This is a genomic window from Oerskovia sp. 140933 (assembly GCF_059651515.1).
On record NZ_JAMXIO010000053.1, the window covers coordinates 1 to 19,726 of the forward strand.

Below are 19,726 nucleotides of genomic sequence, written 5' to 3' on the forward strand. Positions count from 1 at the left end.
CGGCGCCCCCACCCACCCGGGTGGGGGCGCCGTCGTCGTCCCGGGACACCGCGCACGGGCGCCCAGCAGACCTCAGGCCCGACGCCCCGCGAGGGCGAGGAGCCTGGTGAGCTCGGGGGCGTCGTCGGCCACGGGGAGCGGACCCGCGAAGAGCCGGCTCGCCGCGAACATGCCCTTGCGACGCTGCGCGTAGGCCAGCACGAACGACACGAGCTCCGGTCCCAGGTCGGGGTCGACGCCCACGGCCTGGGCCAGGTCCCACGCGTGGACCGTGAGGTCGAACGTCATCTGGTGCGCGTACTCGGTCGCCGGGGCGTCGCCGTACGACAGGTGGACCGCGCGGTCCAGGGCACCCGGGGCGAGGAACGCCTCGCGGGACTGGGTCGAGGCGTCGATCCACGCGTCGATCGGGTCGTCGCCCAGGACGTCGCCGTCGAACACGTCGCCGACGTCGGCGACCGTCCGGCCCGCGAGCAGCTCCGGAGCCCAGAGCTGCTCGGAGACCAGGTGGTTGACGAGGTCGTGGACGCTCCACTCGTCGTCGGGGGTGGGCAGGCCCCACTGGTCGTCCTGCACCCGCCGGACCAGGTGGTCGAACGCCCCGATGGCGTCGCCGTGCGCCGCGAGCACGTGCTCGTGCGACGAGACCGCGCTGCTCACGGGTTGCTCAAGATCGCGAGGACGTTGCGCGCCGGGTCCTTGAACCAGGCGATCGCCGGACCGTCGGGACTGCGGGAGATCCCCTTGGCGTCCTGGTCGAACCCCACGTAGCGCTCGAACTGCACGCCCTTCCCGACGAGCTCGTCGACCGCCGCCTCGACGTCGTCGACCCCGAAGTTGAGGACCGTGTACGACGCGGCGACGTGCGCCTTCTTGGGGTAGAGGAACACGTGGCCGCCCGACTCGAGGTGCAGGTCGAGGCCCATCGGGGTCCGGTCGACCTCGAGGCCCACCACGTCGCCGTAGAACGACTGTGCGGCGTCCAGGTCGTTCACCGAGTAGCTGCTGAATACGTTGCTCGTCGAGACCATCGGGTACTCCTTGTCCACGGCAGATCCACAGGGCCGGCGTCGTCGGCGCCTCTTCCACGATGGCACGGAACGCGGGCGGTGACGAGGGGAGCGACGGGCCACCGGTCGACGCGGCCCCGACGTGGGCTGCTCCCGGTTGCGACGCACCCCGTCGGCAGGCGAAGGTACCCGGGTGCCTCCTGACCTGCTCGTCCGCCATGTCCTGTTCCCGGGGCGCCACCACCTCGTGACCCGTTTCCAGGTCGACTACCTGCGGGCGCTGCGCGCCGGGCTCGTGTCCGACCTCGACGGGGTCCCCGTCCGCTGCTCCCCGGACGCGGTCGTGGTGTGGGCCGTGACGTCCGCGAACCACGCTGGTACGCGCCGCAACCCGGTCCCGGGGCACCGGCGCGAGGCGCTCATCGAGCACGTGACCGCGGTCGAGCACCTGCCGAGCATCGTCGTCCCGGTCCCGGACGTGGCCCCGCACCCGCGGTTCGCGCACCTGGTGACCACCACGGTCGAGACCGCGACCGGGCACGCCGTGACCCTCGACCCGCGCGACACGGTCGTGGCCTGCTCGACCCCCGAGGTCATCGCGGCCTACCAGGACCTCGGGTTCCGGGTCGTGGGCGTCGAGCTCGACGCGACCGACGCGCACGGTGAGCCGCCGGCCCGCCCGTGGGATGCCGTCGGGCTCCTCGCCGCCGGCGACCCGACGTGGACCGACGTCGCCCACCCCGCGGTGCCGGGCTTCTTCCGGCGCTACGGGCTCGAGGCGCAGGTCGCCCAGGTCTTCGCCGACCCCGTCGTCTCGGGCGACGGCGACCTGACCGCGACGCGCGACTACCGCACGTACGCCGCGGCGTTCGAGGACGCGTCGCGCCGCAAGTGGGAGCAGGTGCGGCCCTACGTGCGGCCGGGCCGGATCGTCGACATCGGGTGCGCGACGGGAGGGCTCCTGGAGCTCGTCGCGGCCGAGCCGCGCCTGCACGAGTCGGACCTGTTCGGCGTCGACGTGGCACGGCACCTCGTGGCCGAGGCCGAGCACAAGAAGACGCAGGGGGTGTTCGCGAACCCGAACGTCTGGTTCGTGCAGGCCAACATCCTGCGCGGCTCGGTCATGCCGGAGCGCAGCGTCGACACCACGGTCACGATCGCGCTCACGCACGAGATCTCGTCGTACGGCGACGGCGTGGTCGACGTCGAGCGGTTCGCGCGCCGCGTGCTCGCCCACACCCGCCCCGGCGGCGTGTGGATCAACAGCGACGTGTGCGGCCCCGCGGACGGCGACCGGACGGTGCACCTCACGCTCCGCGACGACGACGGGGCGCGCCCGGGGGTCGTGACGGACCTCGACACGTGGGCACGGCCCGACGTCGCCGCGCACGTCCGCGGTCTGTCGACGGCCGCGCGCCTGCGCCAGTTCGCGTACGACTTCCCGCGGCTGTCGGGCGCGAAGCTCGACGTCGACGAGGTCGCCCCGGGGACGTTCCGGGTCACGCTGCGCGACGCCATGGAGTTCCTCACGACCAAGGACTACGCCGACAACTGGCTGTCCGAGTGCCACGAACGGTTCTGCGACCTCGACGGGGGAGCGTGGGCCGACCTGCTGGGCGACGCGGGGTTCGAGCTCGGCCCCGAGAGCGGGGCATGGCGGAACGAGTGGCTCGTCGAGCACTCGTTCGCGCCCGTCGCGTCCCTGACGGACGCGGTCACGGGGGAGACCGTCGACTGGCCCGACACGCACGTCCTGACGGTCGCGCGCCGACCCGAGCTCGACCCGGTCTCGGCGGGCGGACCGGGGGAGCGCGCGTGAGCGCCGACCTGCCCAGCCTGCCCACGCGGTGGACCGCGACGCTCGACCGTGACGCGCCGCTGCCCGAGTACCCGCGCCCGCAGCTCGTCCGGGACAGCTATCTCAACCTCAACGGGGTGTGGGAGCACGCGTTCACGGCGCAGGGCCCGGGGCCGGTGGGTTCGCTGGGCGGGCCCGCGCCCGCGGTGTTCGACGGCGAGATCGTCGTGCCGTTCTCGCCCGAGTCGCCGCTGTCCGGCGTGGGCCGCCAGCTCCAGCCCGACGAGGCGCTCTGGTACCGCCGCGACCTGACGCTGCCCGAGGGGTTCGTGCCGCCGGGCGGGCGGGTCCTGCTGCACCTCGGTGCGGTCGACCAGGCGTGCCGCGTCCTGCTGGACGGCGTCGAGGTCGGGCGCCACGTCGGCGGCTTCCTGCCGTTCGCGTGCGACGTCACGGACGCCCTCGCGGGCGACCCGGGTGCGACGCACGAGCTGCTCGTCGAGGTCACCGACCTGAGCGACACCGGGTACCACGCGCGCGGCAAGCAGAAGCTCGACCGCGGCGGGATCTGGTACACCGCGCAGTCGGGCATCTGGCAGACCGTGTGGGTCGAGGCCGTCCCGGCCCTGCACGTCGGGCGCCTGACCCTCGTGCCCGACCTCCCGGGCGGCTGCCTCGAGGTGACCGTCCACCTCAGCGAGGGGGCCGCGGAGGCGGGGGGCGCCGTCGGGCGGGACGCGCCCGTGGCGCGCATCCAGGTGCACGACGGCGCAGCGATCGTCGCGCAGGTCGACACGCCCGTCGGCGTGGTCGCCCGGGTCCCGGTCCCGGACGTGCGCCCGTGGAGCCCTGAGGACCCGCACCTGTACGACGTGACCGTGACCCTCGGCGACGACGAGGTGCGCAGCTACGCCGGGATGCGGTCGTTCGGCGTCGGGCCCGACGCCCAGGGGGTGCCGCGGCTCCTGCTCAACGGCGAGCCGTACTTCCACGTCGGCGTCCTGGACCAGGGGTACTGGTCGGACGGTCTGCTCACCCCACCGTCGGACGAGGCCATGGTGCACGACATCGCGACCATGAAGGACCTCGGGTTCACGATGCTGCGCAAGCACATCAAGATCGAGCCGCTGCGCTGGTACCACCACTGCGACCGGCTCGGCATGCTGGTGTGGCAGGACATGGTCAACGGCGGTGACCGTTACCGGCCGATCGTGACCGTCCCCCACGCGGTCGTCCCGCTGTGGTTCTCCGACCGGCACCACGGCCTGTTCTCCCGCACGGACCCGGCCGGGCGGGCCGAGTTCCTCCGCGAGGTCGATGCGACCGTCGAGCACCTGCGCGACGTCGTGAGCCTCGCCGTCTGGGTGCCGTTCAACGAGGGCTGGGGGCAGTTCGACGCGGCCGAGGTCGCGGCCCGCGTCAAGGCGCTCGACCCGACGCGGTCGGTGGACCACGCGAGCGGCTGGCACGACCAGGGCGCGGGGAACTTTCGGAGCCTGCACGTGTACTTCAAGCCGTTCCGGGTGCCGCGGCGCGGGCGCGACCGCCGTGCGCTCGTCCTGTCGGAGTACGGCGGCTACAACCTGCGGGTCGAGGGGCACTCCGCGGGCGAGAAGGACTTCGGCTACAAGACGTACGCCGACGCCGAGGCGCTGGGGCAGGCCTTCGAGGCCCTGCACCGCGAGCAGATCGTGCCCGCCGTCGCCCGCGGCCTGTCGGCGACGGTCTACACCCAGCTCTCGGACGTCGAGGACGAGACCAACGGGTTGCTCACCTACGACCGGGAGGTCGCCAAGCTGCCTGCCGGGCTGGTGCGGGCGGTCAACGCGGAGCTGCGGCTGGGGTGAGTGCGCCGGGTGCGCGTGGCGGGTTCTTGTCCTGGTGCCGCCCGGTCCGTGGCTCCGTACGCTGGGGGCATGCTGCTGACCCGGCAGACGCTCAGCGGGCTCGAGGACGGCACGGTCACCCTCGCGTACCGTCGCTGGCTCGCGCCGCGCGTGCGCGTGGGCGGGCGGATGCGGACGCGGATCGGGGTCGTGGAGGTCACGTCGATCGACCGGGTCCCGGACGTGGACGGGATGCCGGACGTGCCCGACGACGACGCGCGCGCCGCGGGGTTCCGCTCGGCCGACGCGGCGCTCGCCTGGGTCGCCGCCAAGGGCGAGGGCGACCTGTACCGGATCGGGCTGCGGCGCGTGGGGGAGGACCCGCGCATCGCGCTGCGCCAGGACGCCGACCTGTCGCCCGAGGAGGTCGAGGGGTTGCGTGCGCGGCTCGCGCGCATGGACCGCGCGGCGCCCGAGCCGTGGACCCGGCCCTACCTGGAGCTGATCGTCGCGCGGCCCGAGGTCGTGGCGCGCGAGCTCGCCGCGTCGCTCGGCGTCGAGCGCGACTACTTCAAGATCCGCGTCCGCCGGCTCAAGGAGCTCGGCCTCACCGAGAGCCTGCCCGTGGGGTACCGCATCTCTCCGCGGGGGCGGGCGTACCTCGGCGCGACGGGAGGGGACTAGGCTTCCGGGGCCATGGGAAGTGCTGCGCGACGAGAAGAGAAGCCTGTGAAGATCGTCATCGTCGGTGGCTCGCGTGGGACCGGGGCGCGCCTGGCCGTGCTCGCGCACGAGGCAGGGCACGACGTGACGGTCCTGTCCCGGACCGGCGCCGCCCCCGCCCCGGGGGTCCGGACCGAGGCCGGAGATGCCGCGGACCCGGGCGTCGCGGCCCGCGCGGTCGCCGGGGCGGACGCCGTGGTGGTCACGGTCGGTGGAGCCAAGGGGGTCGCCCGCCAGCGTGCTGCCGTGACACGGAGCGTCGTCGCGGCGATGCAGCAGGCGGGGGTTCGTCGGCTGGTCGTGCAGTCCTCGCTCGGGGCAGGGGACTCCGCGCGGGAGATGCCGGTGGTCGTGCGGGTCCTGACCCGCGTCATGCTCGCCGGTGCCCTCGCCGACCACGACGAGCAGGAGTCGGCCGTGGTGGGCTCGGGTCTCGACTGGACGATCGTCCGCCCCGCAGGCCTGACGAACGGGCAGCCCACGGGTGGCTGGCGGGCGACCGAGGTGACCAAGGGCGCGAAGGGCTTCGGGTCGATCCCTCGCGGTGATCTCGCAGCCTGTCTGCTCGGCGTCCTGGAGGACGGCTCGACCGTCGGCAGGGCCCTCGGGGTCAGCAGGCGCTGACCGCGGTCCGGCGTCGCCGGGGTGCTCCCGGGCCTGCCGGACCGCCGGGCCCGGGTGCCCGTGCTCTAGGACAGCGGGGTGATGTCCACCCCGGGGAGCCCGTCGATGCTGGTCGCGTTCTTCTGCTGCCAGTACGCGTCGAAGTACTCCGGCTCCCGCCGCTCGTGCGCGCGGTCCAGCACGTCACGGTCGGCGACGAAGTCCATGAACGGCACCGAGAACCCGCACGAGTCCGAGACCCGGTCCACGTCGACCACGACGATGCCGCGCTGGCCGATCTCGCGCTCCTTGGAGAACGAGGGGCGCAGCTCGTCGAACTCGGGCGTCCGGGCGAGCACGTACCGGCCACGGCCGTGGAAGCGCACGATGTTGGGCGGTCCCTCGAACGCGCAGAACATGACGACGATGCGTCCGTTCTCCTGCAGGTGCGCCGCGGACTCCGCGCCCGACCCCGTGTAGTCCAGGTACGCGACCCGGTGCGGGTCGAGCACCACGAACGTGCCGCCCATGCCCTTGGGCGAGACGTTGACGTGCCCGTCCCCCGCGAGAGGGGCCGTGCCCACGAAGAACACGGGCTGGGACAGCGCGAAGCGGGAGAGCCGGGGAGTGATCTCGTCGTGGACGGTCGCCATGGTGCCCAGTGTGGCACCGGGGCGCGCCGCGCGGGGGCGCCGTCCATCCCCGCAGGTGCGTGACGCCGTCGGGCAGCACCGGGACCGTGAGGCTACCAGCGCTGCCGCGCCTCCTCGGCCCAGCCGACCAGCCCGTCCAGGCCCACCCACGTCCCGTCGTCGGTACGTGCCCGGCCCGACCACGTCCCGAAGCACTGGTGCGTCTCGCTGCCCACGACGAGCAGCTCGGTGCGCGCGACCCGCTCGTGGAACGGCGTGAACAGGGCCTCGACGCGCTCGCCCGTGATGCGCCACGGTGCGAGCCGGTCGGCGCGGTCGTACTCCCAGGTGAGCTCCTCACCGATCTTGTGCAGGCGCCCCTCGACCAGGAGCGCGTTCTCCGTGCTGCCCGTGCCCGCGGTCCACCCGCCACCGAGCTGGATGCCGCGGCCGTGCCCGCTGCCCGCAGCCCAGTTCCACGTCATCGCGTAGGGCCAGCGGCCGCGCCCGTGGTCGAGCACCGCGAACGAGTCCTCGGCGCCGACCACGTGCCGGGTACCGCGGACCGTGAGCGAACCGTGGACCGGGCGGGCCATGTCCTTGACCGTGTACTGGAACTGCCGGTCGCTCCACGGGACCACGACGCCCAACGACTCGTGCCCGGGCGGGAGCGGGACGGTCAGGTCCAGGCTCACGTCCGGGGACGCGGCCCGGATCCGGGAACCGCCCGGGTCCTGGTCGACGAGGATCGCGAGCTTCTTCGCGCGGGCCTCGACACGGCCGGTACCGCTGCGGTCCGGCATGACCACGCCCCGGGCCACGGGCACGACGACGTCGCTCACCGTCTCCGCGCCCGTCGCCCGGTCCAGGACGTACAGGCCGTGGACCCCCGCGTAGTCGATCGAGGAGGCCACGACGCCGATCACGTGCGAGGGCGTCACGACCCCCCAGTACTCCCACCGCTTGGTCCGGCCCCACCCGCGCAGGGTGGCGCGGTGCAGCGGGGTGCGGGTCCACCCGACCGCGTCCGGGTTCAGGCGCCCGTTCGGCAGGCACAGGTCGACCGGGGCCGTGATCTCGCGCTCGTGCGTCATGCAAGGAGGCTACTGGCCGGTACGGGGCCGGTCCGCCCCACGAGACCGCGAAAGACACGTCGTCGTCCTGCGCTCGCAACACGCCCGAAACGACCGTGCCCCAGGATCGAGAACCACAGCCTCGGCGACGGGGCAGCGACGAGCCTGAGGAGAGCCCATGAGCACGCAACGCCCCTACTTCCTCGCCCCGAGCACCCAGCGTCGGCGGTCGCGGTCGACCCGGGCGGCGGGCGGCCCGGGCGCCCTGCCCCGCGTCGTCGACGCCGCAGGCGGCGCGGGCAAGCCCGTGCGCCGCGCCAACCCGGGAGACGAGCGCACCATCGACCCCGCCGACCGCAAGCGCCGGGCGCTCGCGGCCCTCGGAGACCTGACGCGAGGCCTGCGGGACTGATCACCGAACGTGGGTCGGCGCAGTTGCCGACCCTGCCGGCACCGGTGCCGGTGGTGTCAACGGCGACACCGCACCCACGGTCCTGGCAGCGCTCCGTCCGCCGACCGTCGCGGGCCGCAGGTCAGACGGGTCTGCGCGCCTCGATGAGGAAGCGCGTCGTCGTCGCGACGAACGGGCCCTCCTCCTGGATCTTCTCGTGCAGCGCGGCGAGCTGCGGGCGGTACTCCTCCACGGTGAACCCCGGGACCATCCACACCACCTTGCGCAGGAAGTAGACCACCGCGCCGACGTCGAAGAACTCGGTGCGCAGCTCCTCGAACCGCAGGTCGACGACCTCGAGCCCGGCCGCCTCGGCGGCAGCCCGGTCGTCGTCGGGGTGGCAGTTGCGGATGTCCTCGGGCTGCGGGCCCAGGAAGTGCTCGACGAGCTCGAACACGCTGTACGGCCCGACGTGCTGCGCGAAGTAGGTGCCGCCCGGTGCGAGGACACGTGCGATCTCCTGCCACCACGGGCGGACCGGGTGCCGGCTGACCACGAGGTCGAAGGCCTCGTCCGCGAACGGCAGCGGCGGCTCGTCCGGGTCGGCGACGACCGCGACGCCGAGCGGGTGCAGGAGGCGGGTCGCCTGGATGACGTTCGGGGGCCACCCCTCGGTCGCGACGGTCAGTCGAGGGAACCGGGGGACCGAGGCGAGGACCTCGCCGCCCCCCGTCTGGAGGTCGAGGGCCGCGCTCGCGGTGGCCATGCGCTCGGCCATCGACCGGGCGTAGCCCCAGGACGGGCGCTGCTCGGTCGCCCGCCCGTCGAGCCAGGAGAAGTCCCAGCCGTCGACCGGGACGGTCGAGGCCTCGGAGACGAGGTCGTCGAAGGATCGCTGCATGCTGACGATCCTGACAGGTGGGGGAGGTTCTTCGTGCGGTCGGACCGGTCGGACCGGGGGTCAGCCGTTGACGACGAGGGCGATGACGGTCACCACGGCGCCCCAGAACGCGGCGCCCGCGCCGACGGCGATCCCCATGCCGTGACCGCCGGTGCCGGCGCGCCCGCGCTGCTCACCGGCACGAACGGCCCACGCGGCGCGCCCGGCGAGCAGGACGCCGAGCACCACCAGAACGAGGCCAACCCAAACCCAGACCATAGTTCCACTCTGCACATAGGAGGCTGCTGCCCGCAATTCGAAGAACCTCCCGGAACGTGGTGTTTTATGCCACACAGGGGGCGGGCGCGCTGAAAACCCTAGGTGCCGATCCTGGGAATCCTGACCGCGCTCACTGAGTGGGACGACACCACGTCTATGCATGGGACGTGCAGGTCAGTCGTCATCCGTGCACGGGGTTCGGGCCGCAGAGGCCGGTGCGGGGCGGGCGGGTGCGGTCGGGGAAGCCACCCCGCGCGCTCCCCGCGCGGCCCACCTAGCGTGAGACGTGCCGCTCGACGACGAGCGGCCCGACCCGTTCAGAGGAGCCTCCATGTCCGACCCGGTAGTCGAGAGCGTCACGGCGTCCTTCCGCGCCGCCCAGGAATCCCTGCCCTTCGGCGACACGCGAGACATGGACGCGGCACAGCGCGGCCTGCTGGCCGGACCTGCCCGGCCCCTGGTCCTGGACGACGCGGGCGGCGTCGTGTGGGACACCGAGGGGTACGGCTTCCTCGACGGCCCGGCGCCCGGCACGGTCCACCCCAGCCTGTGGCGGCAGAGCGGGCTCGTCGCGAGGGCCGGTCTGTTCGAGGTCGTCCCCGGCATCTACCAGGTCCGCGGCTTCGACCTGTCGAACATCACGTTCGTCGAGGGCGAGCGCGGCGTGATCGTGATCGACCCGCTCATCTCGACCGAGACGGCCGCAGCCGCACTCGCCCTCTACCGCAGCGAGCGGGGCGAGCGCCCCGTGACCGCGGTGATCTACTCGCACTCGCACGTCGACCACTTCGGCGGGGTCAAGGGCGTCACGACGCAGCAGGAGGTCGACGCCGGGACCGTGCCCGTGCTCGCACCCTCCGGGTTCGTCGAGCACGCGGTGTCGGAGAACGTCTACGCGGGCACCGCCATGGCACGACGAGCGGGCTACATGTACGGCGCGGCGCTCCCCAAGGGACCCGCCGGAGGGGTCGGCGCCGGCCTGGGGCAGACGACGAGCACGGGAACGGTCTCCCTCGTCCTGCCCACGCTGTACGTCACCGACACGGGGCAGCGGGAGGTGCTCGACGGCGTCACGATCGACTTCCAGCTCACGCCCGGCACCGAGGCCCCCAGCGAGATGAACTTCTTCTTCCCCGACCACGCGGCACTGTGCATGGCCGAGAACGCGACGCACACGCTGCACAACACGCTCACCCTGCGCGGCGCGCTCGTGCGCGACCCCCACGTGTGGGCCGAGTACCTGACCGAGGCGATCAGCCTCTACGCCCACCGCGCCGACGTCGTGTTTGCCTCCCACCACTGGCCCACGTGGGGACGTGACGAGCTGATCGAGTTCCTCTCGACCCAGCGCGACCTCTACGCCTACCTGCACGACCAGACGCTGCGCGGCATCAACAAGGGCCTGGTCGGCAAGGAGATCGCCGAGCAGATGGTCCTGCCCCCCTCGCTCGAGCGGGCGTGGAACGCCCGGGGCTACTACGGGAGCGTGAGCCACAACGTCAAGGCGATCTACCAGCGGTACATGGGGTGGTTCGACGGCAACCCCGCTCACCTGTGGGAGCACCCGCCCGTCGAGGAGGCGCGCCGCTACGTCGAGTTCATGGGTGGTGCCGACGCGACGGTCGCCAAGGCGCGCGCGTCGTTCGAGGCGGGGGACCTGCGGTGGGTCGTCACGGTCCTCAACCACGTGCTGTTCGCCGACCCCACGCACGCCGGCGCGCGCGAGCTCCAGGCGGCGGCGTACACGCAGCTCGGGTACGGCAGCGAGAACGGCACCTGGCGCAACTTCTACCTCTCGGGTGCGCGGGAGCTGCGCGAGGGGAACTTCGGGACCCCGACGGCGTCCGTCGCGCCTGACATCCTGGCGGCACTGTCGGTCGAGCAGGCGTTCGACTCGATCGCGATCCGCATCGACGGCCCGCGAGCGGGCGCCGAGACCGTCCTCCTGGACTGGGTCGTCGACGGCGTGCGGCACCGCGTTCGCCTCGCCAACGGGGTGCTCACCCACCAGATCCCGAGCGAGTACGACACCGCGCCGGCCGAGGCGACCTTCATGGCCGCCAAGCCCGTCTTCCTCCACTCCGTCGTCGCCCCCCAGGCCCTCGGCGACCTCGTGGAGGCGGGCTCCCTCCAGGTCGAGGGCGACGCCGGGGCGTGGGGCCGGCTGCTCGGGTTCCTCGACGACGTCGACCCGTCGTTCGAGATCGTGCTGCCGTAGCGGGCCGTCCGGATCCGGGTGAAGCGGAAGGAAGGTGTCCGATCGCCCGCCATCCGAGAGCGGTTCGTCAACCCCCGCAAGGAGGAGGTATTGTCTTCCTCGGTGGCGCGAAGTACCCCCTGCATCGCGCCACCACCTAACATTTCACGAAGCCCCCGTACGGCCACGGCCGACGGGGGCTTCGTCGTGCCGGACGGACCGCGACGGCGCGGTGACCTCCGGCCGGTGCTCCGCCGTCGGGCTGCCGTCCTCGCAGGTGAGGGAGCAGATCCGGGCTAGTATCACCGAGGAGTCTGGAAGTAGGCCCGCTCCTTTCCCATGCCCTGGGGGCCTACTTGACCACTTCGTACAACGCGTCTCGCCGATTCGACCCGGAGCTCGCCGACGCGCTGCTGCGCGGCACGCCGCAAGCCGTGGGGCAGTTCATCCTCGACCTGTCCGACCACGGCTGGTGGTGGTCCGACGAGCTCTACGCCATGCACGCCTTCCGGCCCGGCGAGGTCATGCCCACGACCGCGCTCATGCTCGCGCACAAGCACCCCGAGGACCGCGAACGGGTCGAGGAGGTCCTGCTGAACGCCGTCGCGACCGGCGAACCCTTCAGCTCCGTCCACCGCATCGTCGACGCGCAGGGCAGGACGCGGACGCTCGGCGTGGTCGGACGCGGCCGGATCGACCGCCGCACGGGCGAGACCACGCACGTCTCCGGGTACTTCATCGACCTCACGACGACGCAGCGCGACCTCGCCCAACGGGAGGCCACCGCCGCGATCCGGGCGTCGTCCGCGAGCCGGTCGACGATCGAGCAGGCCAAGGGCGCCGTCATGGCGATCTACGGGCTGCCCGCCAACGAGGCGTTCGACCTCATGTGCCACCACTCAAGCGTGTCCAACGAACCCCTCCGAGACCTCTCGCGGCGACTCGTCGCCGAGCTGACCGCCGGAGGCGTCGACGGCGCGCTGCGCCGGGCGGACCTCGACCGGTTCTTCGAGGGGAAGCGGCCGGCGCGGTAGACCGGGCCGGCCGCGTTGGGCGCGGGGTCACACGTCGAGGAGAGCCGACCCCGGCGGACGGCTAGGACGACGCTTCGAGCATCCGCCTGAGCTCGTCGAGCGACCACAGGTGGACGTCGGCGAGAGCGACGTCATCGCGTCTGGCGTGCAGGGTCCCCCACGGCCCACGCCGCAGGAACGCTGTCCGGAAACCTGCAGCTCGGGCGGGGAGGATGTCGTTGTCCAGCCGGTCGCCGACGTAGAGGATCGTGTGCGCCTCGAGAGACATCTCGGCCTGGATCCGCTCGAAGAAGCCTGCTGACGGCTTCGACACCCCCCAGGTCGCCGACGAGGCCACCAGGTCGGCCGTGAACCCCGCCTGACGAAGCTGGAGCTCGGCACCGATGGGCTGGTTGCCGGCGATCCCGACGCGCAGACCAGCATGCTGAGCTGCGGCAAGGCATGCAAGGGCGTCGGGATACAGGTCCACCTCGCTGATCCTCGGCGGCTCCGACGGGGCATCGACACCCAGCAGGTCCCACACCTGCCGATGATCCTCGCCGCGTTCGATGAGCGCGCCGAGGGTCGCCATCACGGTGAACGGGGTGACGCCGGCTCGACGCGCTTGCTCACCCCATGCTCGGGACTCGTCCACCAAGGTCTCCCCGACGTCGAAGACGACACCGCGAAGCTCGTGACGGAACGAAGTGCGAGGAGGCACCGACACAGAGTGCCACAGCGGTGCGGCGACGTCGGGCGTGGTGCGCACCACGACGCTGCGAGTCGGCCTCGGCCGCCGGCCGCCAGGCTCCTCTTCGCCAGCGTCGACCCCGTGCAGACGGCAACACCACGTCCCACGCATACCCTCAGGATCCGATCAACAGCCTCGACCTCAATGGAAGGGTCAACAGGAAGAAGTGGTCGAAGAGGCGCTCAAGGCAGTCGGGAAACGGGCGGCGGTCTCAACCGGTCGATGCACCACCTGTTCGTGGAACGGTAGCGCGTTGGATGGTGCTGTAGGTCCAGGAATTGCGGTTGGGGAAGGTATGGCAGTGGTGGATGACGTCCTCTTGGTACTCGCGCTCCTTGCAGGAGCGGCGGCGGCGGTGCTCCTTCGCACCGCGTACGTTGTGACGAAGGATCCAGCCACACGGCGCATGCTTGCTCGTTGGGGTTGGCCACTGGCGGCACTGGCGATCGTTCTAGGCGTTGTCTTCCTCGCAGTCGAGCACGTCTGAATGCAACGTGCTGGACGGCGAAACGCTCCTGGGGTGGCTCGGGGGCCCGCGACGAGCGGAACGTTTCGTCGGCGATCGGGTCGTGGGTACCGCAGTTCGCTGGCCCCCCCTGGCGAGTGCAAAACGCTGTGCCGGGCCGATCACGCCTTCCTCAGCGCTCTGATCGACGCCCCGGTCTACTTCTGCGACCCCCACAGCCCGTGGCAGCGCGGCACCAACGAGAACACCAACCGCCTCCTGCGCCAATACCTCCCACGACGCACCAACCTCGCCGCGACGACCGACAACGAGCTCGAACGGATCCAGAGGCTGCTCAACGAGCGCCCACGGCAAGTCCTCGACTGGTCGGCGCCAGCGGAGAGGTTCGGCGAGGCTGCGGTGGCAGCTCGAGAACAAGGCCTGGCGATGAGGGGCGCATTCAGATAGTCGACGGCGACCACCCGACCCGAACGGTCAGCCGCGAACTCACCTCAGCCGACGAACGGGGATCTCCTTTCTCATGCCGTCGACAAGCATCTTGCCGTTCCTGATGGTCACCTTTGGCCGGTATGCGTAGCGGTATTCGTAGTGGTATTGAGTCTGCTCCCACACGGACCCGTCCGTCAGCCGGACCAAAGTCTTGCCGTCCCACCCGTTCCACTCGCCGTCGACATAGAGAGTCATGACGACACAGTCTCACTCGCCACAGACACTCGAACCTGGTAGGGCTCGGCGTCGTTCCCCCGAGTTCCACGCCATGGGGCGGTTCGACCCAAGAAGTGCCCGATAGGCGATCCCTCACCGGGCACCTCGACCCTCCGATCGGGAGGCTTGTGGTTTCGCCGGTTGAGCGGGCGCGACCAATTGCGGGTCCCCTTGGGCATGGTCTAGAGACGAATGCGCGGACCTAGGAATCGGAACCCGCTTGACGCATCTGTCGCAAGACCTGCTTGACAGGGACGGCCAGAGCCCGTGTTGTTCTCGTGTGGACAGTGAAGGCAGAGGTCGCATCGGAGTGGACGGCGAGCGGCATGGTCCCCTCGACGAACTGCAGAGTGGTGAATTGGTGCGCGTCACTGTCACGAGTCACCAACCATGGGGTTTGATCGCGGAGATCCACGGGTTCGAGCCCGTGGGCGCGTCGCTTGATGTGATTCGTCGAGGCCGGGAGCCGGGTGTTCGCCAGTTCGCGCAAAGCCTGCCAGCAGTGGGGTCAACTCTCGAGCTAGTGATCGGCAGCGTGAGGGCGTGGGTTCACTCGCCGCGGGTGTGGGTGGACCTGACGACAGATGCCCCTGTGGGAGGCCCCTTGATCGTCGAAGAGGCTGCAAACCTGGACCTGGACCGGGTGATGGGCAGTTACTTCCAGCGCGTTCAGTGGGTCCATGACACCCCAGACGACTATCCCGTGGTCCTCTGGGCGCACGTCGTCGATGGGTGGGAGGCCCGGAAAGTCGACGAGTTCCATGACGGGCGCCTCGCCTGGGCCGACGATACCCACGAGACCGAGACCACCGGGCTTGGCAAGGTGCCAGTACCCCTGCCCGAAGTGATCGGCGCCGATCCTCAGTTCGTGGTCGAGATCATCGAACGCTCAGACTTCGAACGCGTCTGGCTCTTGGCCCGTGGCGAGAATTCGGCAGCATCCCCGCGTCGATCCTGATGCAGCAGGTGTTCCGCACGGCTTGAGGCAGATGCCTCATGCGGGTCCGGAGACAGGACAGTTGCCCAGTGAGGAAGGCGAATTGCGATGCTTGCGGAAGCCTTGAACGACGCGGACGAGGAGCGACCTCGTCTACGCCTTCGGACAGCGTCCATCCCGCTCTGCGGCGCCTGGCGGGGAGCGACCCGTGCGGACGGGGGACATCATTCAAGTGGAGCTCGAGCTGCCACGTCCCCGACGCTGGTCCGACCTGCTCACTGACTCACCGAGCGGTGGCCTCGAAGGCCCTCACGCAACTCTGCATGGACAGATCGAGGCAGCCGACGGGGAAGTCGTCATCGCGCGGGTCGAGGGCGCGCTGCTCCAGCTCGAACTGCTCGACGCCCCACCGGTCAATCCCGTCGGGACCGAGATCGAGATCGCTGCAGACGACCTCGAGTTCTATCCGACCGGCATCTAGAAGACCCGCAAGCGTTGACGTGAACTGAGTAGAGTTCCGCGAGTACGCGTGGTGCGTTGGTGGGTTGAGACCCCCATCGGTTCACAGTCACAGCAGGAATAGCGAGGGAAACGAGGGTTGTCCGCTTTATCCAAAACAAGCCCCCCGCCACGTACATCACCGGCCACATGTTGACGTTCGGGGTCCAGATGCTCGCGATCGAGCATGCTTGAGTCCGCGTCGGCGCGTCGGAGACAGGTGGGTTCCAAGCGGGCATGGCTGGGCTGGTGAACCCTTGTGTTTCCGGTCCTCCACCAGCAACGCCGACACGGCTGGCCCGGCGCCACGAGAGACCTCGTCGACGACGCAGGAGTCCTCGCCGCGATCGGAGAGGTCTTTTGGCACCCGACCTTGAAGCCTTTCCTAGCGTTCCATAAGTGGCCAGTCCAGGAAGAGTCTGCAACCGTGAATAACACAGCCCACGGCAAAGGAGATGCTGATGGTCACGCAGAGGGACATCTCGATCGATCTGGCACAGGTGCGGATGCACCGCGAGAGGCCAGATTCGTGGCCGATCAGATCGGCGCCCTCGCTCGTCGCAGCAGCCCGGAGCTGTTGCTGTCGTGTGAGGCGTCCGCACCGCTCCCAACAGCCTGAGTTCCTGGCAGGCCTCGGTCCGCGTTCTTGGCGGACCTCGACGTCCGCAACCCCGGATCGGTGGTTGCCCGTCGCCCGGCGAGTTCTCCCACGAGCTGGCCTATGAGCCCGATGGCGGCGATTCAACGGCATGCGGCGGTCACCACGGTGCCGCCGACTACCGTCCGACGAAAGGTAACGAACATGTTTGGATCAGCCCGAGGTGCAGAGTCCGAGGAGCGCGACGTCGTCGCGCTCAACCCACTGTTCGCCCGCCCCGGCGAGGCGACCGAGCTCCCCCGCAACGTCCTGCCGTCCGGAGAGTCACTTCCCGAGACGGCCTACCAGATCGTCCACGACGAGGCGATGCTGGATGGCAACGCGCGCCTGAACCTCGCGACGTTCGTCGGCACGTGGATGGACCCGTACGCCCGGCGGCTGTACGAGGAGACGGCCGACAAGAACATGATCGACAAGGACGAGTACCCGGCGACGGCCGCGATCGAGACGCGCTGCTGGAAGATCCTCGGACAGCTGTGGAACGCGCCCGACCCGACGAACACGATCGGGACCTCGACGATCGGGTCGTCCGAGGCGTGCATGCTCGGCGGGCTCGCGCTCAAGCGCCGCTGGCAGCACGCCCGGCGCGCGGCGGGCAAGCCGACCGACAAGCCCAACCTGGTCCTGTCCAGCGCGGTCCAGGTGTGCTGGGAGAAGTTCTGCAACTACTGGGACGTCGAGGCGAGGCTCGTCCCGATCTCCGAGGACCACAAGGTGCTCGACGGTCACGACCTCGAGCAGTACGTCGACGAGAACACGATCGGCGTCGTCGTGATCATGGGGGTCACGTACACGGGCATGTACGAGCCGGTCGAGCAGGTGGCAGCAGCCCTGGACCGTATCCAGGCGGACACGGGCCTCGACATCCCCATCCACGTCGACGGCGCGTCGGGCGCCATGATCGCGCCCTTCATCCAGCGCGACCTCGTGTGGGACTTCCGGGTGCCGCGCGTCGCGTCGATCAACACCTCGGGGCACAAGTACGGCCTCGTCTACCCGGGGCTGGGGTGGGTCGTGTGGCGTGACGTCGCGTCGTTGCCTGAGGACCTCGTGTTCAAGGTGAGCTACCTCGGTGGGGACATGCCGACGTTCGCCCTCAACTTCTCGCGCCCCGGCGCCCAGGTGCTGCTCCAGTACTACCTGTTCCTGCGCCTGGGGGTCGACGGGTACCGCAAGGTCCAGCAGGCGTGTCAGGACGTCGCCCTGTACCTGTCGGGGGAGATCGCGAAGATGCCGGACTTCGACCTGTGGAACGACGGCAGCGACATCCCCGTGTTCGCGTGGAGCCGCACCCCCGGCGGGTCCGAGCACTGGAACCTGTACCACCTGTCCGACCGGCTGCGCCTCAAGGGCTGGCTCGTGCCCGCCTACCCCATGCCGGCGGACCTGGAGTCGTTGACCGTGCAGCGCATCGTCGTGCGCAACGGCCTCAGCATGGACCTCGCCATGGCGCTCATGGAGGACATCCGGGTCGAGGTCGACTACCTCAACGGCCTGTCGGCGCCGATGCCGGTCGAGGGGCAGCGACCAGGATTCCACCACTGAGGAGGCGGACATGACCACCGCACCGCAGGGGGTCCCCGCCGACGCGGGCAAGGCGGGGACCGCCCACTTCGTCCGGGCCGACGGGACGCACGCGCCCGCGCCCGAGCACGTCGCCGCGCACCCGTACGGCAAGGACCCCGACCACTCGGGGCCTGCGATCGGGGCGCCCGCCGCGACCGCGACCGCGTTCCTCTCGGTCTTCCAGCTCGCGATGCTCACGGTCGTCACCGTGGCGTCGTTGCGCTCGCTGCCCGCGATGGGCGCCTACGGTCTGGGTTCGATCACCCTGTTCGTCATCCCGGCGATCGTGTTCCTCGTGCCGACGGCGCTCGTCGCCGCCGAGCTGGCGACGGGCTGGAAGGGAGGTGTCTTCACGTGGGTGCGTGAGGCGTTCGGCAACCGGATGGGCTTCACGGCCATCTGGCTCCAGTGGATCCAGAACGTCGTCTGGTACCCGACGCAGATCGCTTTCATCGCGGCGAGCCTGTCGTTCGTGATCGGGAACCAGGGGTTGGCGAGCAACGGCCTGTACACCGCGGTCGTGATCCTCGTCCTGTACTGGGGGTCGACGCTCATCACGCTCAAGGGTGGCAACCTGTTCGCCAAGGTGGGCTCGTGGAGCGGCATCCTGGGGACCTTGTTCCCCGCGATCCTGCTGATCGTGCTCGGCGCGATCTGGCTCGCGACCGGGGAGAAGTCGGAGACGCCCTTGGAGGCGTCGGCCGTGATCCCGCCGTGGACGGGGATCGCGTCGATCGTCCTCGTGGTCTCCAACGTCCTCGCGTATGCGGGGATGGAGGTCAACGCGGTCCACGCGAACGACCTGAAGAACCCGGGCAAGGGCTTCCCGAGGTCGATCGCGATCGCCACGGTGCTCATCCTGCTGGTGTTCATCCTGCCGACGATCGCCATGGCGGTCGCGGTGCCCAAGAAGGAGCTGGGGCTGACCAACGGCATCAACCTCGCGTTCGAGGTCTTCTTCGACAAGTGGAACATGCCGTGGGCGGTCACCGCGATCTCGGCGCTCATCGCGCTGGGAGCGTTCGCGTCCGTCGTCACCTGGATCGCCGGTCCGTCGCGTGGTTTGCTGGCCGCGGCCCGGACGGGCCTGCTGCCCCCCTCGCTCCAGAAGCGCAACAAGGCAGGTGTGCAGGTGGGCATTCTCGGGGTCCAGGGGATCGTGGTGTCGGTCCTGGCCCTGCTGTTCATCGTCATCCCGAACATCAACACGGCGTTCATCGCGCTCATCGACATGGCGGCTGCGCTCTACCTGATCATGTACATGATGATGTTCGCCGCGGCGATCAGGCTGCGACGTTCCAAGCCGGACGTGGTGCGCACCTACCGGACACCCGCGATGAAGTTCGTCGCTGGCCTGGGATTCGTCGCCTGCGCCACGGCCTTCGTGCTGGCCTTCGTGCCGCCCGAGGGATTCACGGGGGTCCCGCCCGCCGCCTATCCCTTCGTGGTGGCCGCCGTAGTCGTGGTCCTCGGTGGTCCGCCGCTGCTCTTCTACGCCATGCGCAAACCGTCCTGGGACCAACGGACCGCGGCCGAGCACGAAGCCGAGGGTGTCCTCGTGAACCCGCCACCTGCGCAAGGGGCAGCGAGCCCGCCACCTTCGCAGTCGACAGAACCGCACTAGGTGTACTGACCAGGACCGTTGTTGACGTGAAGAGAGACCTCCGTGTCGAGTGGGAGCTGTCTAGGAACCCGGCTCTGACCAACGGAGGTCTCTCGT

General features: G+C 70.4%; 19 protein-coding genes and 1 pseudogene. 12 read left to right on the forward strand and 8 right to left on the reverse strand.

Going from position 1 to position 19,726, the window contains the following annotated elements; genetic code table 11:
• Positions 1–72 precede the first annotated feature (72 nt).
• Both NHG27_RS18205 and NHG27_RS18210 read right to left on the reverse strand, forming a co-directional pair.
• Positions 73–660, reverse strand: coding sequence for a TIGR03086 family metal-binding protein (locus NHG27_RS18205; RefSeq protein ID WP_497017245.1), 588 nt, complete (start codon positions 658–660; stop codon positions 73–75).
• A complete protein-coding gene (locus NHG27_RS18210; protein WP_321575428.1) occupies positions 657–1,049 on the reverse strand; it encodes a VOC family protein in 393 nt (130 codons plus the stop codon). The genes NHG27_RS18205 and NHG27_RS18210 overlap by 4 nt, the downstream gene beginning before the upstream one ends.
• A 154-nt stretch (positions 1,050–1,203) precedes the next feature.
• Here NHG27_RS18210 and NHG27_RS18215 point away from each other — a divergent pair, with 154 nt between their 5' ends.
• The 4 genes from NHG27_RS18215 (at position 1,204) to NHG27_RS18230 (ending at position 5,981) form a co-directional block, all read left to right on the forward strand.
• A complete protein-coding gene (locus NHG27_RS18215; RefSeq protein WP_497017246.1) occupies positions 1,204–2,829 on the forward strand; it encodes a methyltransferase domain-containing protein in 1,626 nt (541 codons plus the stop codon).
• The gene (locus NHG27_RS18220) at positions 2,826–4,655 is read left to right on the forward strand and encodes a glycoside hydrolase family 2 protein (protein ID WP_497017247.1); all 1,830 of its coding nucleotides are present in this window, start codon (positions 2,826–2,828) and stop codon (positions 4,653–4,655) included. The genes NHG27_RS18215 and NHG27_RS18220 overlap by 4 nt, the downstream gene beginning before the upstream one ends.
• A gap of 69 nt (positions 4,656–4,724) precedes the next feature.
• Positions 4,725–5,318, forward strand: coding sequence for a hypothetical protein (locus tag NHG27_RS18225; RefSeq protein WP_193720384.1), 594 nt, complete (start codon positions 4,725–4,727; stop codon positions 5,316–5,318).
• Positions 5,319–5,363: 45 nt separating this feature from the next.
• On the forward strand, positions 5,364–5,981 hold the full coding sequence (locus tag NHG27_RS18230) for an NAD(P)-dependent oxidoreductase (RefSeq protein ID WP_497017248.1): 618 nt from the start codon (positions 5,364–5,366) through the stop codon (positions 5,979–5,981).
• Positions 5,982–6,046: 65 nt separating this feature from the next.
• On the opposite strand, the gene NHG27_RS18235 is transcribed toward NHG27_RS18230, so the two are convergent.
• Both NHG27_RS18235 and NHG27_RS18240 read right to left on the reverse strand, forming a co-directional pair.
• Positions 6,047–6,613 carry a pyridoxamine 5'-phosphate oxidase family protein gene (locus tag NHG27_RS18235; protein ID WP_497017249.1) on the reverse strand — a complete coding sequence of 189 codons (567 nt, stop codon included), beginning with the start codon at positions 6,611–6,613 and terminating at the stop codon, positions 6,047–6,049.
• A gap of 92 nt (positions 6,614–6,705) precedes the next feature.
• Positions 6,706–7,686 (reverse strand): DUF2804 domain-containing protein, encoded by a 981-nt coding sequence (locus NHG27_RS18240; RefSeq protein ID WP_497017250.1) that lies wholly within the window; start codon positions 7,684–7,686, stop codon positions 6,706–6,708.
• Between the two features lie 157 nt (positions 7,687–7,843).
• Here NHG27_RS18240 and NHG27_RS18245 point away from each other — a divergent pair, with 157 nt between their 5' ends.
• Complete coding sequence (locus tag NHG27_RS18245; protein ID WP_193720380.1) at positions 7,844–8,077, forward strand: hypothetical protein; 234 nt, start codon at positions 7,844–7,846, stop codon at positions 8,075–8,077.
• 121 nt (positions 8,078–8,198) lie between these two features.
• On the opposite strand, the gene NHG27_RS18250 is transcribed toward NHG27_RS18245, so the two are convergent.
• Together NHG27_RS18250 and NHG27_RS18255 are read right to left on the reverse strand one after the other, a co-directional pair.
• Positions 8,199–8,957: a class I SAM-dependent methyltransferase gene (locus NHG27_RS18250; protein ID WP_497017251.1), complete on the reverse strand. Its 759-nt coding sequence runs from the start codon at positions 8,955–8,957 to the stop codon at positions 8,199–8,201.
• A 60-nt stretch (positions 8,958–9,017) separates the two neighbouring features.
• Complete coding sequence (locus NHG27_RS18255; RefSeq protein WP_497017252.1) at positions 9,018–9,215, reverse strand: hypothetical protein; 198 nt, start codon at positions 9,213–9,215, stop codon at positions 9,018–9,020.
• 331 nt (positions 9,216–9,546) lie between these two features.
• Here NHG27_RS18255 and NHG27_RS18260 point away from each other — a divergent pair, with 331 nt between their 5' ends.
• Together NHG27_RS18260 and NHG27_RS18265 are read left to right on the forward strand one after the other, a co-directional pair.
• A complete protein-coding gene (locus NHG27_RS18260; protein ID WP_497017253.1) occupies positions 9,547–11,433 on the forward strand; it encodes an alkyl/aryl-sulfatase in 1,887 nt (628 codons plus the stop codon).
• 335 nt (positions 11,434–11,768) lie between these two features.
• Positions 11,769–12,446, forward strand: coding sequence for a PAS and ANTAR domain-containing protein (locus NHG27_RS18265; protein ID WP_497017254.1), 678 nt, complete (start codon positions 11,769–11,771; stop codon positions 12,444–12,446).
• A gap of 61 nt (positions 12,447–12,507) precedes the next feature.
• Here NHG27_RS18265 and NHG27_RS18270 read toward each other — a convergent pair whose 3' ends face one another.
• On the reverse strand, positions 12,508–13,197 hold the full coding sequence (locus NHG27_RS18270) for an HAD family hydrolase (RefSeq protein ID WP_497017255.1): 690 nt from the start codon (positions 13,195–13,197) through the stop codon (positions 12,508–12,510).
• 601 nt (positions 13,198–13,798) lie between these two features.
• Here NHG27_RS18270 and NHG27_RS18275 point away from each other — a divergent pair.
• A pseudogene (locus NHG27_RS18275) lies at positions 13,799–14,089 on the forward strand (IS30 family transposase); the annotation flags it as partial.
• A 39-nt stretch (positions 14,090–14,128) separates the two neighbouring features.
• On the opposite strand, the gene NHG27_RS18280 reads toward NHG27_RS18275, so the two are convergent.
• Complete coding sequence (locus NHG27_RS18280; protein ID WP_497017256.1) at positions 14,129–14,326, reverse strand: hypothetical protein; 198 nt, start codon at positions 14,324–14,326, stop codon at positions 14,129–14,131.
• Positions 14,327–14,744: 418 nt separating this feature from the next.
• On the opposite strand from NHG27_RS18280, the gene NHG27_RS18285 reads away from it, so the two are divergent.
• The 4 genes from NHG27_RS18285 to gadC all read left to right on the forward strand — a co-directional run bounded on the left by NHG27_RS18285 (position 14,745) and on the right by gadC (position 19,630).
• Positions 14,745–15,305 carry a DUF6881 domain-containing protein gene (locus NHG27_RS18285; protein ID WP_497017257.1) on the forward strand — a complete coding sequence of 187 codons (561 nt, stop codon included), beginning with the start codon at positions 14,745–14,747 and terminating at the stop codon, positions 15,303–15,305.
• A 211-nt stretch (positions 15,306–15,516) separates the two neighbouring features.
• Positions 15,517–15,765, forward strand: coding sequence for a hypothetical protein (locus NHG27_RS18290; protein WP_497017258.1), 249 nt, complete (start codon positions 15,517–15,519; stop codon positions 15,763–15,765).
• Positions 15,766–16,584: 819 nt separating this feature from the next.
• On the forward strand, positions 16,585–17,985 hold the full coding sequence (gene gad / locus NHG27_RS18295) for a glutamate decarboxylase (RefSeq protein WP_497017259.1): 1,401 nt from the start codon (positions 16,585–16,587) through the stop codon (positions 17,983–17,985).
• Between the two features lie 10 nt (positions 17,986–17,995).
• Positions 17,996–19,630, forward strand: a complete 1,635-nt coding sequence (gadC, locus tag NHG27_RS18300; RefSeq protein ID WP_497017260.1) for a glutamate/gamma-aminobutyrate antiporter GadC — start codon at positions 17,996–17,998, stop codon at positions 19,628–19,630.
• The last annotated feature ends 96 nt before the right edge of the window (positions 19,631–19,726 follow it).